The following is a 15,291-nucleotide window of genomic DNA, read 5'->3' as shown; positions in this document are numbered from 1 at the left end:
GCTCGTCAGGATTTTTACGTTCGCGTAGCGTGACTGCATGTCAATCGCATCTGGTTCTCACGGATTCAGTCGTTACAGTGTCGAGCCTGATACGTCTTGGTTTCACACAGATGTGTCAGGCAGCCAGGGTAATGACTTTCTGTCTGGCGGCTCAGGTAACGACATTGTGATTGGCGGCTTAGGTAATGACTTTATATTTGAGGGCTCTGGTAATGACACCCTCATAGGTGTAGATCCCACCAGTAACAATCCAGGTATGAATGAAACTGATAGGTTAAACGGAGGAGCTGGTAAAGATACATTCGTGATTGGAGATAAGAACAATCCTTACTATGTCGGGGGGGAGGAACTTATGGTCTCAATGACTTTGCTCTAATTGAGAAGTTCGAATCTGGTATAGATACAATTCAACTCCACAAAGGCAGCAACTATGTCTTGTTAAAAAACTTTATTGCTATCACTCCAGGCTTGTCTCCTTCTGATTTGACAAATATTGGTTCAGTGGAACAGATTGCTAATAATATTGCTGGAGGTATGAGCGTAGCTGATAGTTTGAAGCTTGTTCCGATGCCGGCTAGTTTGAACATTGACATTATTGCTATAGTTCCTGATGGCTATAGCCAAGGGGATCTGATCTTTGTATAACGACTAGTACACCGTCTCGGAAACAACTGACTAGTTAAAATCTCTTTGATCTGGCTTGTCTTTCCCCTTAACTGAGATCTCGGAGCATTGTGATTAATCGTTTGGTGGGCAGTGCAAACTCAACCCTATGGCTAGGTTGGTGAATCGGTATACTGCACTGCCCACCCTACATCAACTAGTACACCGTCTCGGAAACAACTGACTAGTTAAAATCTCTTTGATCTAGCGCGTCTTTCCCCTTAACTGAGATCTCGGAGCATTGTGATTAATCGTTTGGTGGGCAGTGCAAACTCAACCCTATGGCTAGGTTGGTGAATCGGTCTACTGCACTGCCCACCCTACATCAACTACATCAACCTAAGTGGGACAGGGGATGTTGCGAATGCGATCGCGTAGCGTGACCGTAGGTCAATCGCGTTTTCCCCAATTTTCTGCTTAACTCTATACCCCCAGTTATGACTTTTGTCAATAACTGAGCTGATCAAGGCTGATGTGAGCCAGAGACCCTTTGATTTACCTGTAACTTGTAGCAAGGGAGCATTGAAGCAACAGTGATGGTATAGCAATCCTAAATGAATTGTGAGAATTTTGTTCCCTGTTCCCTACTCCCTACTCACTACTCCCTGTTCCCTGTTCCCTTTGGTATAGTAGAGAGCTGGGTAATGCTCTGGTTTAATCAAAGACAAGCTTTTACTATATCTAATAAATTTTCTCTGATCTTGCTATCAGTCTCAGCGCTAGAATCATTTAGTAAATTTAACAAATTTTCCTTAACTTCCTCTTCTTCTGCTTCCAGCTGTTTTTTACCTTCTAAGTCTTCTAATTTTTGACGCCATTCTCTACGACTTCTAAATGATTCCTTGCTAGCCTGTTTGATAGTTTCACGATAACCTTCTTCCGTGTCCAAATCAAACACAAACATAAAATAAGATATATCTTTTAACATAATCTTATTGGCTATTGCTAAGGCTGATTCATCGGGAGCAACTTGCCAGACCTGTTCAAATACTCTACACAACTCATAAGCCATCGAATTATTACTTTTTTTATAGGCTTCCTGTATTTCCTTGAGTTTTTCACTTTTACTGACAGTTGTCATGTTGATAACCCCTTCTTCTTATTTTAAGATTACACTACGTTAGTGCAGCACCGGTGTATTATAAATCATTGGGTGCTGTGTGCCCAGGCTTGCCTCCGCACCTTGTTAAGCCCTGTTGAAACCCGATGAGCGACTGCATCCAGTGGTAAGCATACAGCTAGGTTGAAGTCTGGTGATAGCAATGAATTATACTAAATAATACCGTAAGGGCGTCTGATGAAAAGCTTTTAAAAAGCTCATTATCATCAGACGCCCTTGTTTTTACCAGGATTTATCCAGGGGTAAGTTCAATCTTATTCTGGAAAATTTCCATTCAAGAGGTCTAAGTTGCTAGGATCAGCAGCCAAATCACTCTGCTCATCTAAGCTGTAAGCACGGGCGGTATTATCATCAAGAAGGTTGTCTTGCGGTAATTCAGGACTATCGGTGGGTTCACCATAGCCATAGACCATGCTATTCCCATGGTCGAATTCTGGTTCTGGACTACCAAGATTGCTCTCTTGGTAAGCATTAAAGCCAGTCCCTGCGGGAATCAGACGTCCAATGATGACATTCTCCTTCAGACCCCTGAGCCAGTCAGATTTACCTTCGATTGCTGCTTCTGTCAGCACACGAGTAGTTTCTTGGAAGCTAGCAGCAGAGATAAATGAATCCGTATTAAGGGATGCTTTGGTAATTCCCAGTAGTACCGGTGTATACTGAGCTGGGGCACCACCAGTGATCGCCATAGCTTCATTGACTGTCTCAATCTGCCGCAACTCCACAAGTTCTCCTGGTAGCATAGTGGTATCACCACCATCGTCTACCCTGACTTTAGAGGTCATCTGACGAACAATCACCTCAATATGCTTATCAGCAATATCAATTCCTTGAGACTGATACACCGACTGCACTTCATTGACCAAAAATGCTTGTGCTTGTTGCAATCCCTTTAAAGCAGCTTCGTAGACACCTCTCTTTTCGAGACAGTAGTTGAAGAAAATCTCTAAAATTTCATGGGGATTGGCTGGGCCATCGGTGATGGGTTCAGCGGTACCGACTTGCTGACCATCGGAAACAATAGCATTTTGCCCAGGGGAAATGGGGTAATCGGTCACGACTCCGTCTGATTCAATTACCTTGATATCAACGGTTTCGCCTTCTTCATAAATCACCTGGGCTTCTCCAGGACGTCTGGCCAAGATACAGGCTTCTTTGGGTTTGCGAGCTTCTAGTAGTTCTTCAATCCTGGGCAAACCTTGGATAATATCCCCTGTCTTGGCCCGTTCAAACACCAGTAGCACCAGGTTATCACCCCGCTGCACCAAATCTCCCTTGTCAATTTGCAAAATTGCCCCCGCAGAAACTCGGTATGGACGAGCCAGTCGCAGGATAACGGCATCATCCCTTACCTGAACCACCTGACCTGATTCTTGAGCAGGTGTCCCTTCAGCTAAGGTGTTGGTACCAACGACCAAATCCCCTACTTTAACTGTGGCAGGAGAGGTAATCGGCATTGTCACTCGGTCAGCATCCCTGACCACCAGTACTCGGCGAATGGCTTCCAATCCTTCTTGAATCCCCCGGATTTCACCAGCTTCCTTGCACTGAATTTCTGTTCGAGCCACTACCGCACCTGGAGGAATTTCGTCCCCATCTTTGACTAAAACCCGGGTTTTGGTATTGCCCCCTAACGGATCTGCATTGGTATCCCGGCGAAGCACCAACGACTCCAGGATCACCAGTTGTAATCGCATATCCTCAGAGGCTTCCTCCTCCTCAGTAGCAACTAACTCAATGTCAGCACTGAGCTGGGATGAACTACTAGTATGGTCACTGCTACCATCGGGGTTGCTCATTTCCAATACCAACTGGGTGCGGAGTAATTCCACCCCATCTACAGACTTGACCCGTTCTCCATCCTTATAGGGAATGCGTTGGATGGCTCGCAATTCAATCTGGGTTCCTTGGGTACCTTCGTTGGAATTGTTTTGGGTATTAATGGACGCCTGAGAGGGAACCGCTGGCTCATCTGGTACAGCAAACTCCGTTACTGGCCGCAGCAACAGTCCCATACCATCAGGTGTGTCAACTGCTTCTCCATAACAAAGGTTGTCTACCGTTATCCCTGGCAAATCCTCCGAGCCGGGATAGATTAGCTGACCCTCACTAGTCATGGTCTCTGGTAGGTTTTCCACCAGATGAAATTCTCCAGGCTTAACCACAATTTCCCGGAGGATGTCATTTTTTTGGACAACTTCCACCACACCGGAGGACTGACAGAAGATATCCTTAACCACTTCTGTGCCTGCTTCCACATATTGACCGTCTTCCACAAGCAGCAAGGAAATATCCTTGTTGACCTCATGGCATTCTTCCGGAATCCAGAGTAAGGTACCGCCTTTGGTAACTTCGTAACCTTGCTTGGCTTTACCCCGTTTAGCCACCTCTACACCAGCATATTTAATAATGCCACCGGTTTTAGTGTAGTATTGGTCATCAATCAGTTCCGCCACCACCTGGTGGTTGACTACCTTTGTGCCAGGGGTTGCCTTCAGGGAAAAGTGCTGATTATTGGCGGTGTGAATCACATATTGTTCCCGACCCCCCGTGCTTTCCATTCTCACCTGTGATTGATCCAAGCGGACGGAAGCGGTGATAATGTCAATTTCTCTTTTGCCTGGGGTCAGTCGCACCACACCACCGTTGAGTGTGACTAATTTAGTTTCCGCCAGCACTGTGCCAATCTCTACACTATCCCCATTTTTCACCACTGGTTCCGCACCAGGGGGTAGGTTATAGACGTCCCCAGATAAAATCCAGAGTAAACCGCTACGTTGGGCAATCCGAGTTGTATTACCCTGTCGATCTGTTTTTTCCTCAGGGACTAAGTCCGCAAATAGCACTTCCCCGGCTAAGTCCGATGCCACATCCTTAGCCGCTTTTTCTGTGGAAGGACGGCTTTTACTCAGGGCTACTTCTGCTAAGAGATCACCCTTGCTGACTGTTTGCCCATCACTGACTAAGACCAAGGAGCCCGCTGTTAAAGGAAAGGTTTTGCCAGAGCCATTGGTGGGTTGCAAAATCAGATCCCCAGCTAGTTCCACTTGTTGACGGTCGTCACCGTGGCGAGTCCTAACTTGGCGGGTACGTAGGCCTTTGCCAAAGCTTACGACACCCTTCATGGGAGCAGAGAGCTGGCGTGCCACTTCCCCGGTAAACACACCCCCCGTGTGGAAGGTCCGCATAGTCAACTGAGTTCCTGGTTCCCCAATAGACTGGGCAGCAATAATCCCCACCGCTTCGCCCAAATCCACCATGTGCCCATGAGCTAAGCTCCAACCATAGCATCTCTGGCAAACTGACCGCTGGGCTTCACAGGTTAGAGGCGATCGCACCATTACCTCTTTAATACCAGACGATTCAATCTCTTTGGCTAGTTCATCAGATACATCTTGGTTTTGTTTAGCAATTACTTTCCCGGTTTTTGGATGAACCAATTCCTCTGCTACAATTCGACCTAAGAGCTTATCCGCTAGGGAAATTAAAACGCGATCGCCATCGGTCATGGGTGTGATTTTGATGCCCCTACTGGTGCCACAATCAAGGTCTCGTACAATCACGTCCTGGGAAACATCCACCAGACGACGGGTGAGGTAACCAGAGTCAGCCGTTCTTAGGGCAGTATCCACCAAGCCTTTGCGGGCTCCGTAGGATGAGATAATGTATTCGGTTACCGTTAAGCCTTCCCGGAAGTTAGTCTTAATCGGTAGGTCAATAATTTCACCTTGGGGATTAGCCATCAGACCCCGCATACCTACCAATTGCCGCACCTGAGACAAGTTACCCCGTGCTCCGGAAAAAGCCATCATGTACACTGAATTGAGGGGGTTTGTGTCTTTGAAGTTACGGACCACCTCATCTTTGAGAGCCTCAGAGGTTCCGTTCCAGGTATCGATAACTTTTTGAAACCGTTCAACTTCAGTAATTTCACCCCTAGTGAACCGGCCTTCTGTGGCACGAATCATAGCTTCCGCCTCATCTAACATTTGGCGTTTAGCTGGTGGCACTTGCAGGTCATCTACACTGATAGAAACCCCTGCCTGGGTAGCATAGCGAAACCCCAGATCTTTGAGTTTATCGGCCATTTGGGCTGTCCGGGCACTGCCGTATTTGGTATACGCCCAAGATATCAGCTTTTTTAACCGACCTTTATCAACAATCCGGTTATAAAAAATCAAGTCTTTTTGAGCTTTTTTATCTGCCATGATGCTTTTGAAGGGGATGACTAATTAAGAATTAAGAATTTAGAATTAAGAATTTAGAATTAAGAACTAAGACTTTAAAATCATGATTTCGCGCATTCTAAATTATCTTAAATTTCCTAATTCACGCATTCTAAATTCACGCATTCTAAATTCTAAATTCACGCATTCTAAATTCTAAATGCTTACCTTTTACCTAGCCCCATAGGGCTTCTTGAATAGTTTTGTTGTAGATGATCCGACCTGCGGTGGTGCGGATGTACTGGGAAATAAGTTCACCATCGGCTGTTTCCCTAACTCGCCGGTTGTTGTAGACTTTGGTCACCATACCATCGGGTGAAGATTCTTCAGAAATCATCTGCGTATCTGGTTCGTCTGTGTCAACTATGCCGTCATAGCGCACCCAAATATAGGCATGCAGGTGTACTTGCTTTTGTTCGTAGGCTTTGATTGCATCGTCGAGGTTAGCAAAGTAACGACCTGCTCCTTTGGTTGCATTGGGATTTTTGGCGGTTAGATAATAGCATCCCAAGACCATATCTTGACTCGGTGCTATGATAGGGCGACCTGTTGCTGGTGAGAGAATATTGTTGGATGCCAGCATTAACAACCTAGCCTCTGCTTGGGATTCTAGGGATAGAGGCACATGTACTGCCATCTGGTCGCCATCAAAGTCAGCATTAAAGGCTGGACAGACTAAGGGGTGCAGTTGAATAGCACGACCTTCTACCAAAATAGGTTCAAAGGCTTGAATTCCTAGTCGGTGTAGAGTTGGGGCTCGATTTAGCATCACCGGGTGACCTGCAATCACTTCTTCGAGTACATCCCACACAGTGGGATCTCCCCGTTGAATCAATTTTTTAGCTGCTTTGATGTTATTCACCAAACCCTGACGAATCAGGCGGTGAATCACAAAAGGTTGAAACAGCTCAATCGCCATCTCTCTGGGCAAACCACACTGGTGGATATGCAGCTTTGGGCCGACTACAATCACTGACCGTCCGGAGTAATCCACCCGTTTTCCTAGCAGGTTTTGCCGGAAGCGACCCTGTTTACCTTCAATAATGTCAGAGAGGGACTTCAGGGGTCGATTGTTTGCCCCTACCACCGTCCGTCCTCGCCTGCCATTGTCAATCAGGGCATCCACAGCTTCCTGAAGCATCCGCTTTTCATTACGGACAATGATTTCCGGTGCCAGAATTTCTTGCAACCGGGCTAGTCGATTGTTGCGGTTGATGACTCGTCGATAGAGGTCATTCAAGTCAGAGGTAGCAAAGCGACCCCCATCTAGTTGCACCATCGGTCGCAGGTCGGGGGGAATGACAGGGATGACACTCAGCACCATCCAATCTGGCTGAGCCCCGGTGCCAATAAAGTTATCAATGACTCGCAACCGTTTGATGAGCTTAGCTCGCTTTTGACCTTTAGAAGCGGCAATTTCTTCTCGCAGCTTTTCTGCGATCGCGTCTAAATCCAAATCCTGTAGAAGTCGTTGCAGAGCCTCAGCCCCAATCCCCACGTCTACCCCAGATAGATCTGAGTCTTCGCTATAGAGCTGCTCCTCAATTTCCAGCCATTGGTCTTCAGTGAGCAGCTGTTTATAGCTGAGGTTTTCCGCATTACCTGGGTTTAGTACTACGTAGGCGTTGAAGTAGACAATCTGTTCTACATCCCGCAGGGGCATATCAAGCAAAATACTGAGGTAGCTAGGAATACCTTTGAGATACCAGACGTGAGCCACGGGTGCGGCTAATTTAATGTATCCCATACGGTGACGCCTGACCCGGGACTCGGTCACTTCCACACCACAGCGTTCACAGACAATACCTCGGTGGCGCACCCGCTTGTACTTACCACAATGGCATTCCCAGTCTTTAGCTGGACCAAAGATGCGCTCACAGAACAGCCCATCCATCTCCGGTTTGAGGGTGCGATAGTTAATGGTTTCTGGCTTAGTCACTTCACCGACCATTTGACCGTTGGGAAGAGTCCTTTCTCCCCATTGACGAATTCTCTCAGGAGAGGCAATACCAATTTTTACGTAGTCAAACCGCTGTTCTATTTGGCTTTTCATAATTTTGTCATTTCCCTATTCACAGACACTCCTATAGAGCCACCTTTTAGGCTTGTTCTTCTTCCAACTCTTCCTGGTTGAGGGATTCATAAGTTGGTGAGCGTGGTGTGCGATGGCGTTCTGAATCGGTCATTAAATCCACTTCCATATCATTGCTACTACCATCTTCTGTGGTTTCCACTTTGTGAACAGCTATGTCGAGTCCTAAGGATTGGAGTTCTCGCATCAGTACCTTGAAGGATTCGGGAGTACCAGGTCTGGGAATGGCTTTTCCTTTCACAATGGCATTGAGAGCTTCGTTGCGGCCTTGCATATCGTCTGATTTGACAGTGAGCAATTCTTGGAGGGTGTAAGATGCTCCAAATGCTTCTAATGCCCAGACTTCCATTTCCCCAAAGCGCTGACCACCTTGTTGGGCTTTACCTCCCAATGGTTGCTGGGTGACTAGGGAGTACGGTCCGGTGGAGCGAGCGTGAATTTTATCGTCTACCAAGTGGACGAGCTTGAGCATATAGGCTTGCCCCACTGTGACTGGTTGGTCAAAGGCTTCTCCGGTACGACCATCGTATACAGTAATTTTTCCAGCATGGTCGGGATTAAATACCCACTCTTTACCAGGTTGATCACTGGCTTCTTTAAGCTTGTTATGGACTGTGAGGCGGGATGCTTCTGCGCCGTACATTTCGTCGAAGGGAGTAAGCTTAAATCGGGCATTCAGGTGTTCCCCAGCCCATCCTAATAGACATTCAAATACCTGACCCACATTCATCCGACTGGGTACTCCCAGGGGGTTGAGTACAATATCTACAGGTGTACCATCCGGCAGGTAGGGCATATCTTCGATGGGCAAAATCCGGGAAATAATTCCTTTATTGCCGTGACGACCTGCCATTTTGTCACCAACCTGGATTTTCCGTTTCTGAGCCACATATACACGCACTACCATGTTGGCTCCCGGTGGCAGTTCATCCCCTTGCTCTCTGGTAAATACCCGCACATCTACCACACGCCCTTTTTCACCATTGGGGACTCGCAGAGAATTGTCCCGTACATCCCTAGCTTTTTCCCCAAATATAGCTCGCAAGAGTTTTTCTTCTGGTGGCTGGTCTGATTCCCCCTTGGGAGTAACTTTCCCCACCAAGATATCCCCAGCTTCTACCCAGGCTCCAATCCGAATGATACCGGTTTCATCTAACTGACGCAGGGCATCTTCCCCCACATTGGGAATTTCTCGGGTGATTTCCTCCGGACCAAGTTTAGTCTGTCGCGCTTCTATTTCATACTTTTCAACGTGAATACTTGTGTAGACATCATCGTAAACTAGCCGTTCACTAACCAGGATGGCATCTTCGTAGTTATAGCCTTCCCAAGGCATATAAGCTACTAGAATATTTTGTCCGAGGGCGATTTCACCCCCTTCTGTAGCCGAGCCATCTGCCAGTACCTGACCCGCCACCACTTCATCTCCTACATACACCAAGGGTCGTTGATTTAAGCAGGTATCTTGGTTAGAGCGCTGATACTTTTGGAGGGAGTATTCAATAATTGCTGGGGTTTCTTTCGGTTGGATAGGGCTAGGAAATTCTAACTCATTCTCATTGCCCTTTTCCCCTGGCAGGGCTGGGGTATCTGTGGTGGTTTGATAAGGCTGTAACCGAATTGTGTTGGCATCGACATACACCACCTCACCATCACTGGCAGCCACCACGACCATACCCGAGTCCCGAGCCGCCTGGGCTTCCAATCCTGTTCCCACTAAGGGGCGCTCAGGTCGAAGCAATGGCACAGCTTGCCGCTGCATATTTGAGCCCATCAGAGCTCGGTTGGCATCATCATGTTCTAAGAAGGGAATTAGAGAGGTGGCAACGGAGATAATTTGCACTGGTGATACCGCCACATAGTCCACTTGGTCAGGGGTGGTGGTGGTGAATTCTTGTCGATATCGAACTGGTACAGACTCTCCCAGGATGTAACCTTCCTGATCTAAGGCAATATCTCCTGGTGCTACCCTCAGGTCATCTTCTTCATCTGCGGTCATGTACAAGGGCGGTCGGTCTTTTAGGACTCGCCCATTTTCTACTGGGTAAGAAGGAGTTTCAATAAAACCATAATTATTCACCCGAGCGTGGGTTGCCAAGGAGCCAATCAGACCCGCATTGGGACCTTCTGGAGTTTCAATAGGGCAAATTCTGCCATAGTGAGATGGATGAATATCCCGCACTGCAAAACCTGCCCGTTCGCGAGTTAACCCCCCAGGACCTAGGGCAGACAGACGCCGTTTATGGGTCAATTCAGCTAATGGATTGGTCTGATCCATAAACTGGGAAAGCTGAGAGGAGCCAAAAAATTCCTTAATCGCTGCTACTAGGGGTTTGGGGTTTACCAATGAGGCTGGGGTAAGGGTATCGGATTCTGAAACGGTCATCCGTTCCCGAATAATCCGCTCTAGGCGATTTAGTCCCACCCGCACTTGGTTTTGCAACAGTTCACCAACAGAGCGCACTCGCCTATTTCCTAGGTGGTCAATATCGTCTGTGCTACCAATGTCAAATTCCAGGTTGATTAGGTAATCAATTGCCCCGAGTATGTCTTGGGGGGTCAATACCCTTACGGTGTCAGAAATATTCAGTCGTAGTTTTTTATTGATTTTGTAGCGACCGACCCGACCTAGGTCATAACGCTTCTGGTCAAAGAAACGGGATTCCAATAACTGCTGACCACCACTAACAGTAGGAGGTTCCCCAGGACGCAGCTTGCGGTACAGCTCAAGTAGGGCTTCTTCTTCACTGGGGTTCCCTTCTTTGTCAAGGGTTTTTTGATAGTAGTCTGGGTGGCGCATAGCATCTATAATTTCACTATCACCAAGCCCCAAGGCTTTTAAAAGCACTTGTGCAGACAGTTTACGGGTTTTGTCGATGCGCACCCACACTAAGTTATTTTTATCGGTTTCAAACTTCAACCAAGCACCCCGGTTGGGAATCAAGGAGGCTGAGTAGGTACGACGTCCGTTTTTATCAGTTTCAGACTTGTAGTAAACTCCAGGAGAGCGAACAATTTGGTTAACAATGACTCGCTCAGCACCGTTAATGATAAATGTGCCTCGGTCTGTCATCAGAGGCAAATCACCGATGAAGACTTCTTGTTCCTTGATCTCCCCAGTTTCTTTATTAATCAGGCGGGTATGAACGTACATTTGTACGGCATAGGTACTGTCTCGCCGCTTGGCTTCATCCACATCATATTTAGGAGACTTAAGCCTGTAGTTTTTACCCAAGAAGTGCAGCTCCATTTTGCCAGTGTAGTCGGTAATCGGCGAGAAGCTATTGAGTTCTTCAATTAGCCCCTCCTCCAAGAACCAGCGAAAGCTAGCACGCTGAATTTCAACTAAGTCTGGCAACATATAGGTAGCTGTTGTGTAAGTCTGATTAGTCATGGGGTCTGTTCTTCACTCTTTTTAAGTCAGCGCCGATTTTGATTCCCTTCCCAAGGCAGTACTTGTACTTGAACAATTGCTTAAAACTTGGGTTCGAGCTAATAGATACTAGATCAACTGTTAGAATTGACACTCCCACAGATAAAGTAAACGTGGAATTCTTAAGCTGAACACCTGCGACCTCAGGTAACCCTACTCTAGGTATAGGATGTTCATAGTTTTGAATCAAATGGCTTAGAGTGCCTTTAATCTTCAACTTCTCGCGCATCCATCTGTGGGATTTTAAACCATGTCTATTACTAGATTGACAGAAACTCAGGCATCAGGAAAACAACAAAAACACTATACTGGACTTGGAGTAATTGCTCCCAGTGCTAGTTGTTGTTGTTACACTTGTCACCGTCGATGTGCCCTGCCCTACACATGGGTTGTGCTTAGGGTGTGCTTAGCTGGAGACTAAAACCGTTGTGGGGCTTATCGTTGGGTTAGTTGTCTTCAGAATACCTAGGGTAGCATCTGATTCCACTTTTGTCAACCATCCCTCGGTAAGCCTCTTCCAAAAGTACTATTCAAAGAGTCGGAGAGTCGGATTATTTCCTGTTATTTCCTCTTATAGGTGTTCACCGCAAGCCTAGGAGTCTCCGCATTATTCTCTTTCTACTGAACCATAGCAGAGTAAGGGATTTGAGATTATCAAGAACCTACCTTTAGGTTTTCCCCTTTCAGGTCTGGTTGAGATTTACCCAATCCCTATTTTTCCAGCAGTTGCTGTTGATAGGCTAAGACCAAAAAGCTGACAGGCATTTTGGGTGGTCTGAGCAGCCAACTCTTCTAGAGATATCCCTCGTAATCCGGCAACGCACTCGGCTACATAGCGGACATAGGCTGGTTCATTTCGTTTTCCTCGCTTGGGTACTGGTGCAAGGAACGGACAATCCGTTTCGATGAGTAAGCGATCGCTAGGTACCATGGTGGCTGATTCTTTTACCTGAGTGGCATTCTTAAAGGTCACAATGCCACTGAAGCTTATGTAAAACCCCAAATCCAAAAACCACTGTGTCTGTTGAGGATTACCTCCCCAACAGTGCATCACGCCTCTTATTGATCCGGTACTTTGCCAAAATTCTTGCAGTATGCCCCTCATTTCTGCAGCAGCGTCACGGCAGTGGATAATCAGTGGCAAGCCGAGTTGGTGGGCAATCCCTAGTTGGGCTTTGAACACTTCTATTTGGTGTTGTTGGTTCTTTGCTTTATAGAAATCCAAACCCGTTTCTCCAATAGCTACGACCCTAGAATCAGAGCGCGCTAGGGTCAAAATCTGATTTTCCGTTTCGGAAGTCCATTTTTCGGTATCTAAGGGGTGCAAGCCTACCGCAAAGGAGAGTTCGGGAAATCGCTCTGCTAGAGCTTGGATGCCTGTCAACTCAGACGGTTCTACGCAAGAGTGAACTAGACGAACCACACCAGCTTCAAGCCATCGCTGCCGCAATTGGTCTAACTCCGACTCAAAGACATCGAAGTTGATATGGACGTGGGTATCAATCAACTGCATCAATACAGTTTTTAATCTATTTATCTAGTTTTAGTTTAATTTACAGCGGTTTTTGCTCAACTAATCACCACTTAGCGCTCCGCCAGGTGAGGCCTGGCAATCTGATCATACAGCAGGTGATTCGGTCACACTAGCGTTAAGTTGAGCCTCTATAGCTTTGAGCTTTTTGGCAAGACTTGCTTTTTTCCGAGCGCCATTATTACGATGAAGTACCTTACGCTTGACAGCCTTGTCAATTTTGCTGTATGCTTCTGACATTCGAAGTTTAACTTCTGCCAAGGTCTCCGGACTTGGTTGGCGTTCGTACTCTTCTAAGGCAGCACAATAGTTCTTCGTCAGCGTTTTCACCGCTGATTTGTAGGCTTTATTCCGAACTCGGTTCCGTTCGGCTATATTTATGCGTTTGAGGGCAGACTTGTTATTAGCCACAGCAGTGTTTACTTAACTTAGTTAACTTAATTGAGTTTATGAGTTACGTCCAGTAGAAAATGGTATGATACCAGAAATAACATAATACCATATATCATAGTAAACTAGTATCAACACCCATAGCGTAACCCAATCATCACCCTCTTTAAGCTATATTCTTAAAGTAAGTCCAGGAAATATAGACACCTTTGATCAGGATAAGTGTATAAACCTGGTCTAGGACGAGCAACACTAGCGTGATGGGCACTCCGACTCCATGCTGCGAATCATAACTGAGCAGGCTGAGGCACAAACTGAACTGCGACGTATCCGCGATCGCACGGCTTCTGACCAAATGCTGAACAAAGAGGCAACTGTAAGGGAAGTTTTACAGGCAGTGAAGCGCCAAGGAGACGTAGCGCTCCTGCACTACACTGAGGAATTTGATCAGCTGAGATTGAGTCGAGAACAACTGCGAGTTAGCGGTTCGGAACTAGATGCGGCTTACCAACAGGTCTCCAAAGAATTACTGGATGCGATTCAATTAGCCGCCAGACAAATCGAGGCATTTCATCGACAACGAGTTCCCAAATCCTGGGTGCAATTTGGTGAAGATGATGTGGTTTTAGGGAAGCGCTACACTGCTGTAGATAAGGCTGGACTATATGTTCCAGGAGGTAGAGCCTCCTATCCCAGTACTGTGTTAATGAATGCTATCCCAGCCAAGGTAGCTCAGGTTAACCAAATTATAATGGTCACCCCACCAAGACCAGATCAAAGCATTAATCCGGCTGTGCTTGTGGCTGCTCAGGAAGCCGGTATTCATGAGATTTACCGGGTAGGTGGAGCCCAAGCAATTGCAGCGTTAGCCTTTGGGACCGAAACCATTCCCAACGTGGATGTGATTAGCGGTCCGGGTAACATTTACGTAACCCTGGCCAAGAAACTGGTTTACGGTATTGTAGGGATTGACTCCCTGGCTGGTCCTTCTGAGGTATTAATTATTGCGGATGAGAAAGCTAATCCAGTTCATGTGGCTGTCGATCTATTGGCTCAGGCAGAACATGACCCAATGGCAGCAGCGATTCTCCTGACCACTGATGCTAATTTAGCCAAACAAGTGCAGGGGCAAGTGCAGCAGCAACTAAAAGACCATCCACGACGCCTGTTGACAGAAAAAGCGATCGCTCACTATGGTCTAATCGTTGTTGTTGATTCTTTGGAAGTGGCAGCACAACTGTCTGATGAGTTTGCTCCAGAACACTTAGAACTAGAAATTACCCAACCTTGGGACTTACTAGACTATATCCACCACGCTGGGGCAATTTTCCTGGGTAACTCAACCCCTGAAGCAGTAGGTGATTACTTGGCTGGACCCAATCACACCCTACCAACTTCAGGTGCTGCTCGTTATGCTTCTGCCCTAGGTGTGGAAACCTTTATGAAGCACTCCAGTTTGATTCAGTATTCCGACCGAGCCCTCCATAAAGTGGCTGGTGCTATTGAGACTCTTGCTGAAGCAGAAGGTCTACCATCTCATGCTCAATCTGTGCGCTTACGAACTCAGCTTGATGCTGGGGGGTCAAAGGGAGTAGAACAATAAGAGAAAAACACTCTAGTTAATGCTCTGTCAGTAGTCAGGTAGTTACTGATTCCCCAGAATTTAGAATTTAGAATTTAGAATTTAGAATTTAGAATTTAGAATTTAGGTAAGCATTCAGGTGATGGGGTTGACAAAAAGGGAAGGATGAGTAGTAGTGTAGAACCATGGAAATCAAACCGCCAGCTATCCCAAATAGCTTTGAAGCTCTGGAACTGCTGCCCCAATCAGTTCTG

The 15,291-nt window shown here is 46.7% G+C and carries 10 protein-coding genes; 4 read left to right on the top strand and 6 right to left on the bottom strand.

The genetic code is table 11. The annotated features are described in order from the left end of the window. The first annotated feature begins 37 nt into the window (after positions 1 to 37). Together F6K46_RS32485 and F6K46_RS32480 are read left to right on the top strand one after the other, a co-directional pair. Positions 38 to 376 (top strand): hypothetical protein, encoded by a 339-nt coding sequence (locus tag F6K46_RS32485; protein WP_293065682.1) that lies wholly within the window; start codon positions 38 to 40, stop codon positions 374 to 376. A gap of 59 nt (positions 377 to 435) precedes the next feature. After that, positions 436 to 645, top strand: coding sequence for a hypothetical protein (locus F6K46_RS32480; protein ID WP_075901406.1), 210 nt, complete (start codon positions 436 to 438; stop codon positions 643 to 645). A 676-nt stretch (positions 646 to 1,321) separates the two neighbouring features. Here F6K46_RS32480 and F6K46_RS32475 read toward each other — a convergent pair. The 4 genes from F6K46_RS32475 to rpoB all read right to left on the bottom strand — a co-directional run bounded on the left by F6K46_RS32475 (position 1,322) and on the right by rpoB (position 11,495). Further along, complete coding sequence (locus F6K46_RS32475) at positions 1,322 to 1,744, bottom strand: hypothetical protein (RefSeq protein ID WP_293065678.1); 423 nt, start codon at positions 1,742 to 1,744, stop codon at positions 1,322 to 1,324. A 293-nt stretch (positions 1,745 to 2,037) separates the two neighbouring features. After that, positions 2,038 to 5,991 (bottom strand): DNA-directed RNA polymerase subunit beta', encoded by a 3,954-nt coding sequence (locus tag F6K46_RS32470; protein WP_293065675.1) that lies wholly within the window; start codon positions 5,989 to 5,991, stop codon positions 2,038 to 2,040. Between the two features lie 193 nt (positions 5,992 to 6,184). After that, positions 6,185 to 8,062 (bottom strand): DNA-directed RNA polymerase subunit gamma, encoded by a 1,878-nt coding sequence (locus F6K46_RS32465; RefSeq protein ID WP_075901412.1) that lies wholly within the window; start codon positions 8,060 to 8,062, stop codon positions 6,185 to 6,187. Positions 8,063 to 8,108: 46 nt separating this feature from the next. After that, positions 8,109 to 11,495, bottom strand: a complete 3,387-nt coding sequence (rpoB, locus tag F6K46_RS32460) for a DNA-directed RNA polymerase subunit beta (RefSeq protein WP_293065671.1) — start codon at positions 11,493 to 11,495, stop codon at positions 8,109 to 8,111. Between the two features lie 289 nt (positions 11,496 to 11,784). Between rpoB and F6K46_RS32455 the strand changes: the two genes are divergently transcribed. After that, positions 11,785 to 11,955: a hypothetical protein gene (locus F6K46_RS32455; protein ID WP_158069684.1), complete on the top strand. Its 171-nt coding sequence runs from the start codon at positions 11,785 to 11,787 to the stop codon at positions 11,953 to 11,955. A gap of 279 nt (positions 11,956 to 12,234) precedes the next feature. Here the strand turns inward: F6K46_RS32455 and F6K46_RS32450 are convergent, their stop codons facing one another. Both F6K46_RS32450 and rpsT read right to left on the bottom strand, forming a co-directional pair. Beyond that, positions 12,235 to 13,047 carry a TatD family hydrolase gene (locus F6K46_RS32450; protein ID WP_075901418.1) on the bottom strand — a complete coding sequence of 271 codons (813 nt, stop codon included), beginning with the start codon at positions 13,045 to 13,047 and terminating at the stop codon, positions 12,235 to 12,237. Positions 13,048 to 13,152: 105 nt separating this feature from the next. After that, positions 13,153 to 13,476 (bottom strand): 30S ribosomal protein S20, encoded by a 324-nt coding sequence (gene rpsT / locus F6K46_RS32445; protein ID WP_075901420.1) that lies wholly within the window; start codon positions 13,474 to 13,476, stop codon positions 13,153 to 13,155. 256 nt (positions 13,477 to 13,732) lie between these two features. On the opposite strand from rpsT, the gene hisD reads away from it, so the two are divergent. Further along, entirely contained in the window at positions 13,733 to 15,058 is a 1,326-nt protein-coding gene (gene hisD, locus F6K46_RS32440) for a histidinol dehydrogenase (protein ID WP_070393949.1), read from the top strand. The last annotated feature ends 233 nt before the right edge of the window (positions 15,059 to 15,291 follow it).

The organism is Moorena sp. SIO3E8 (assembly GCF_010692445.1).
Classification (GTDB): domain Bacteria; phylum Cyanobacteriota; class Cyanobacteriia; order Cyanobacteriales; family Coleofasciculaceae; genus Moorena; species Moorena bouillonii.
The sequence above is the reverse complement of the archived record's forward strand: the minus strand, read 5'-3'. Positions and strand labels throughout refer to the sequence as shown.

What these genes read in the sequence shown, in the direction of transcription:
- F6K46_RS32455 (WP_158069684.1), top strand. Translation starts at nt 11,785, where the DNA reads ATGTCTATTACTAGATTGACAGAAACTCAGGCATCAGGAAAACAACAA.
- hisD (WP_070393949.1), top strand. Translation starts at nt 13,733, where the DNA reads ATGCTGCGAATCATAACTGAGCAGGCTGAGGCACAAACTGAACTGCGA.
- F6K46_RS32470 (WP_293065675.1), bottom strand. Translation starts at nt 5,991, where the DNA reads ATGGCAGATAAAAAAGCTCAAAAAGACTTGATTTTTTATAACCGGATT.
- F6K46_RS32465 (WP_075901412.1), bottom strand. Translation starts at nt 8,062, where the DNA reads ATGAAAAGCCAAATAGAACAGCGGTTTGACTACGTAAAAATTGGTATT.
- F6K46_RS32450 (WP_075901418.1), bottom strand. Translation starts at nt 13,047, where the DNA reads ATGCAGTTGATTGATACCCACGTCCATATCAACTTCGATGTCTTTGAG.
- F6K46_RS32485 (WP_293065682.1), top strand. Translation starts at nt 38, where the DNA reads ATGTCAATCGCATCTGGTTCTCACGGATTCAGTCGTTACAGTGTCGAG.
- rpoB (WP_293065671.1), bottom strand. Translation starts at nt 11,495, where the DNA reads ATGACTAATCAGACTTACACAACAGCTACCTATATGTTGCCAGACTTA.
- F6K46_RS32475 (WP_293065678.1), bottom strand. Translation starts at nt 1,744, where the DNA reads ATGACAACTGTCAGTAAAAGTGAAAAACTCAAGGAAATACAGGAAGCC.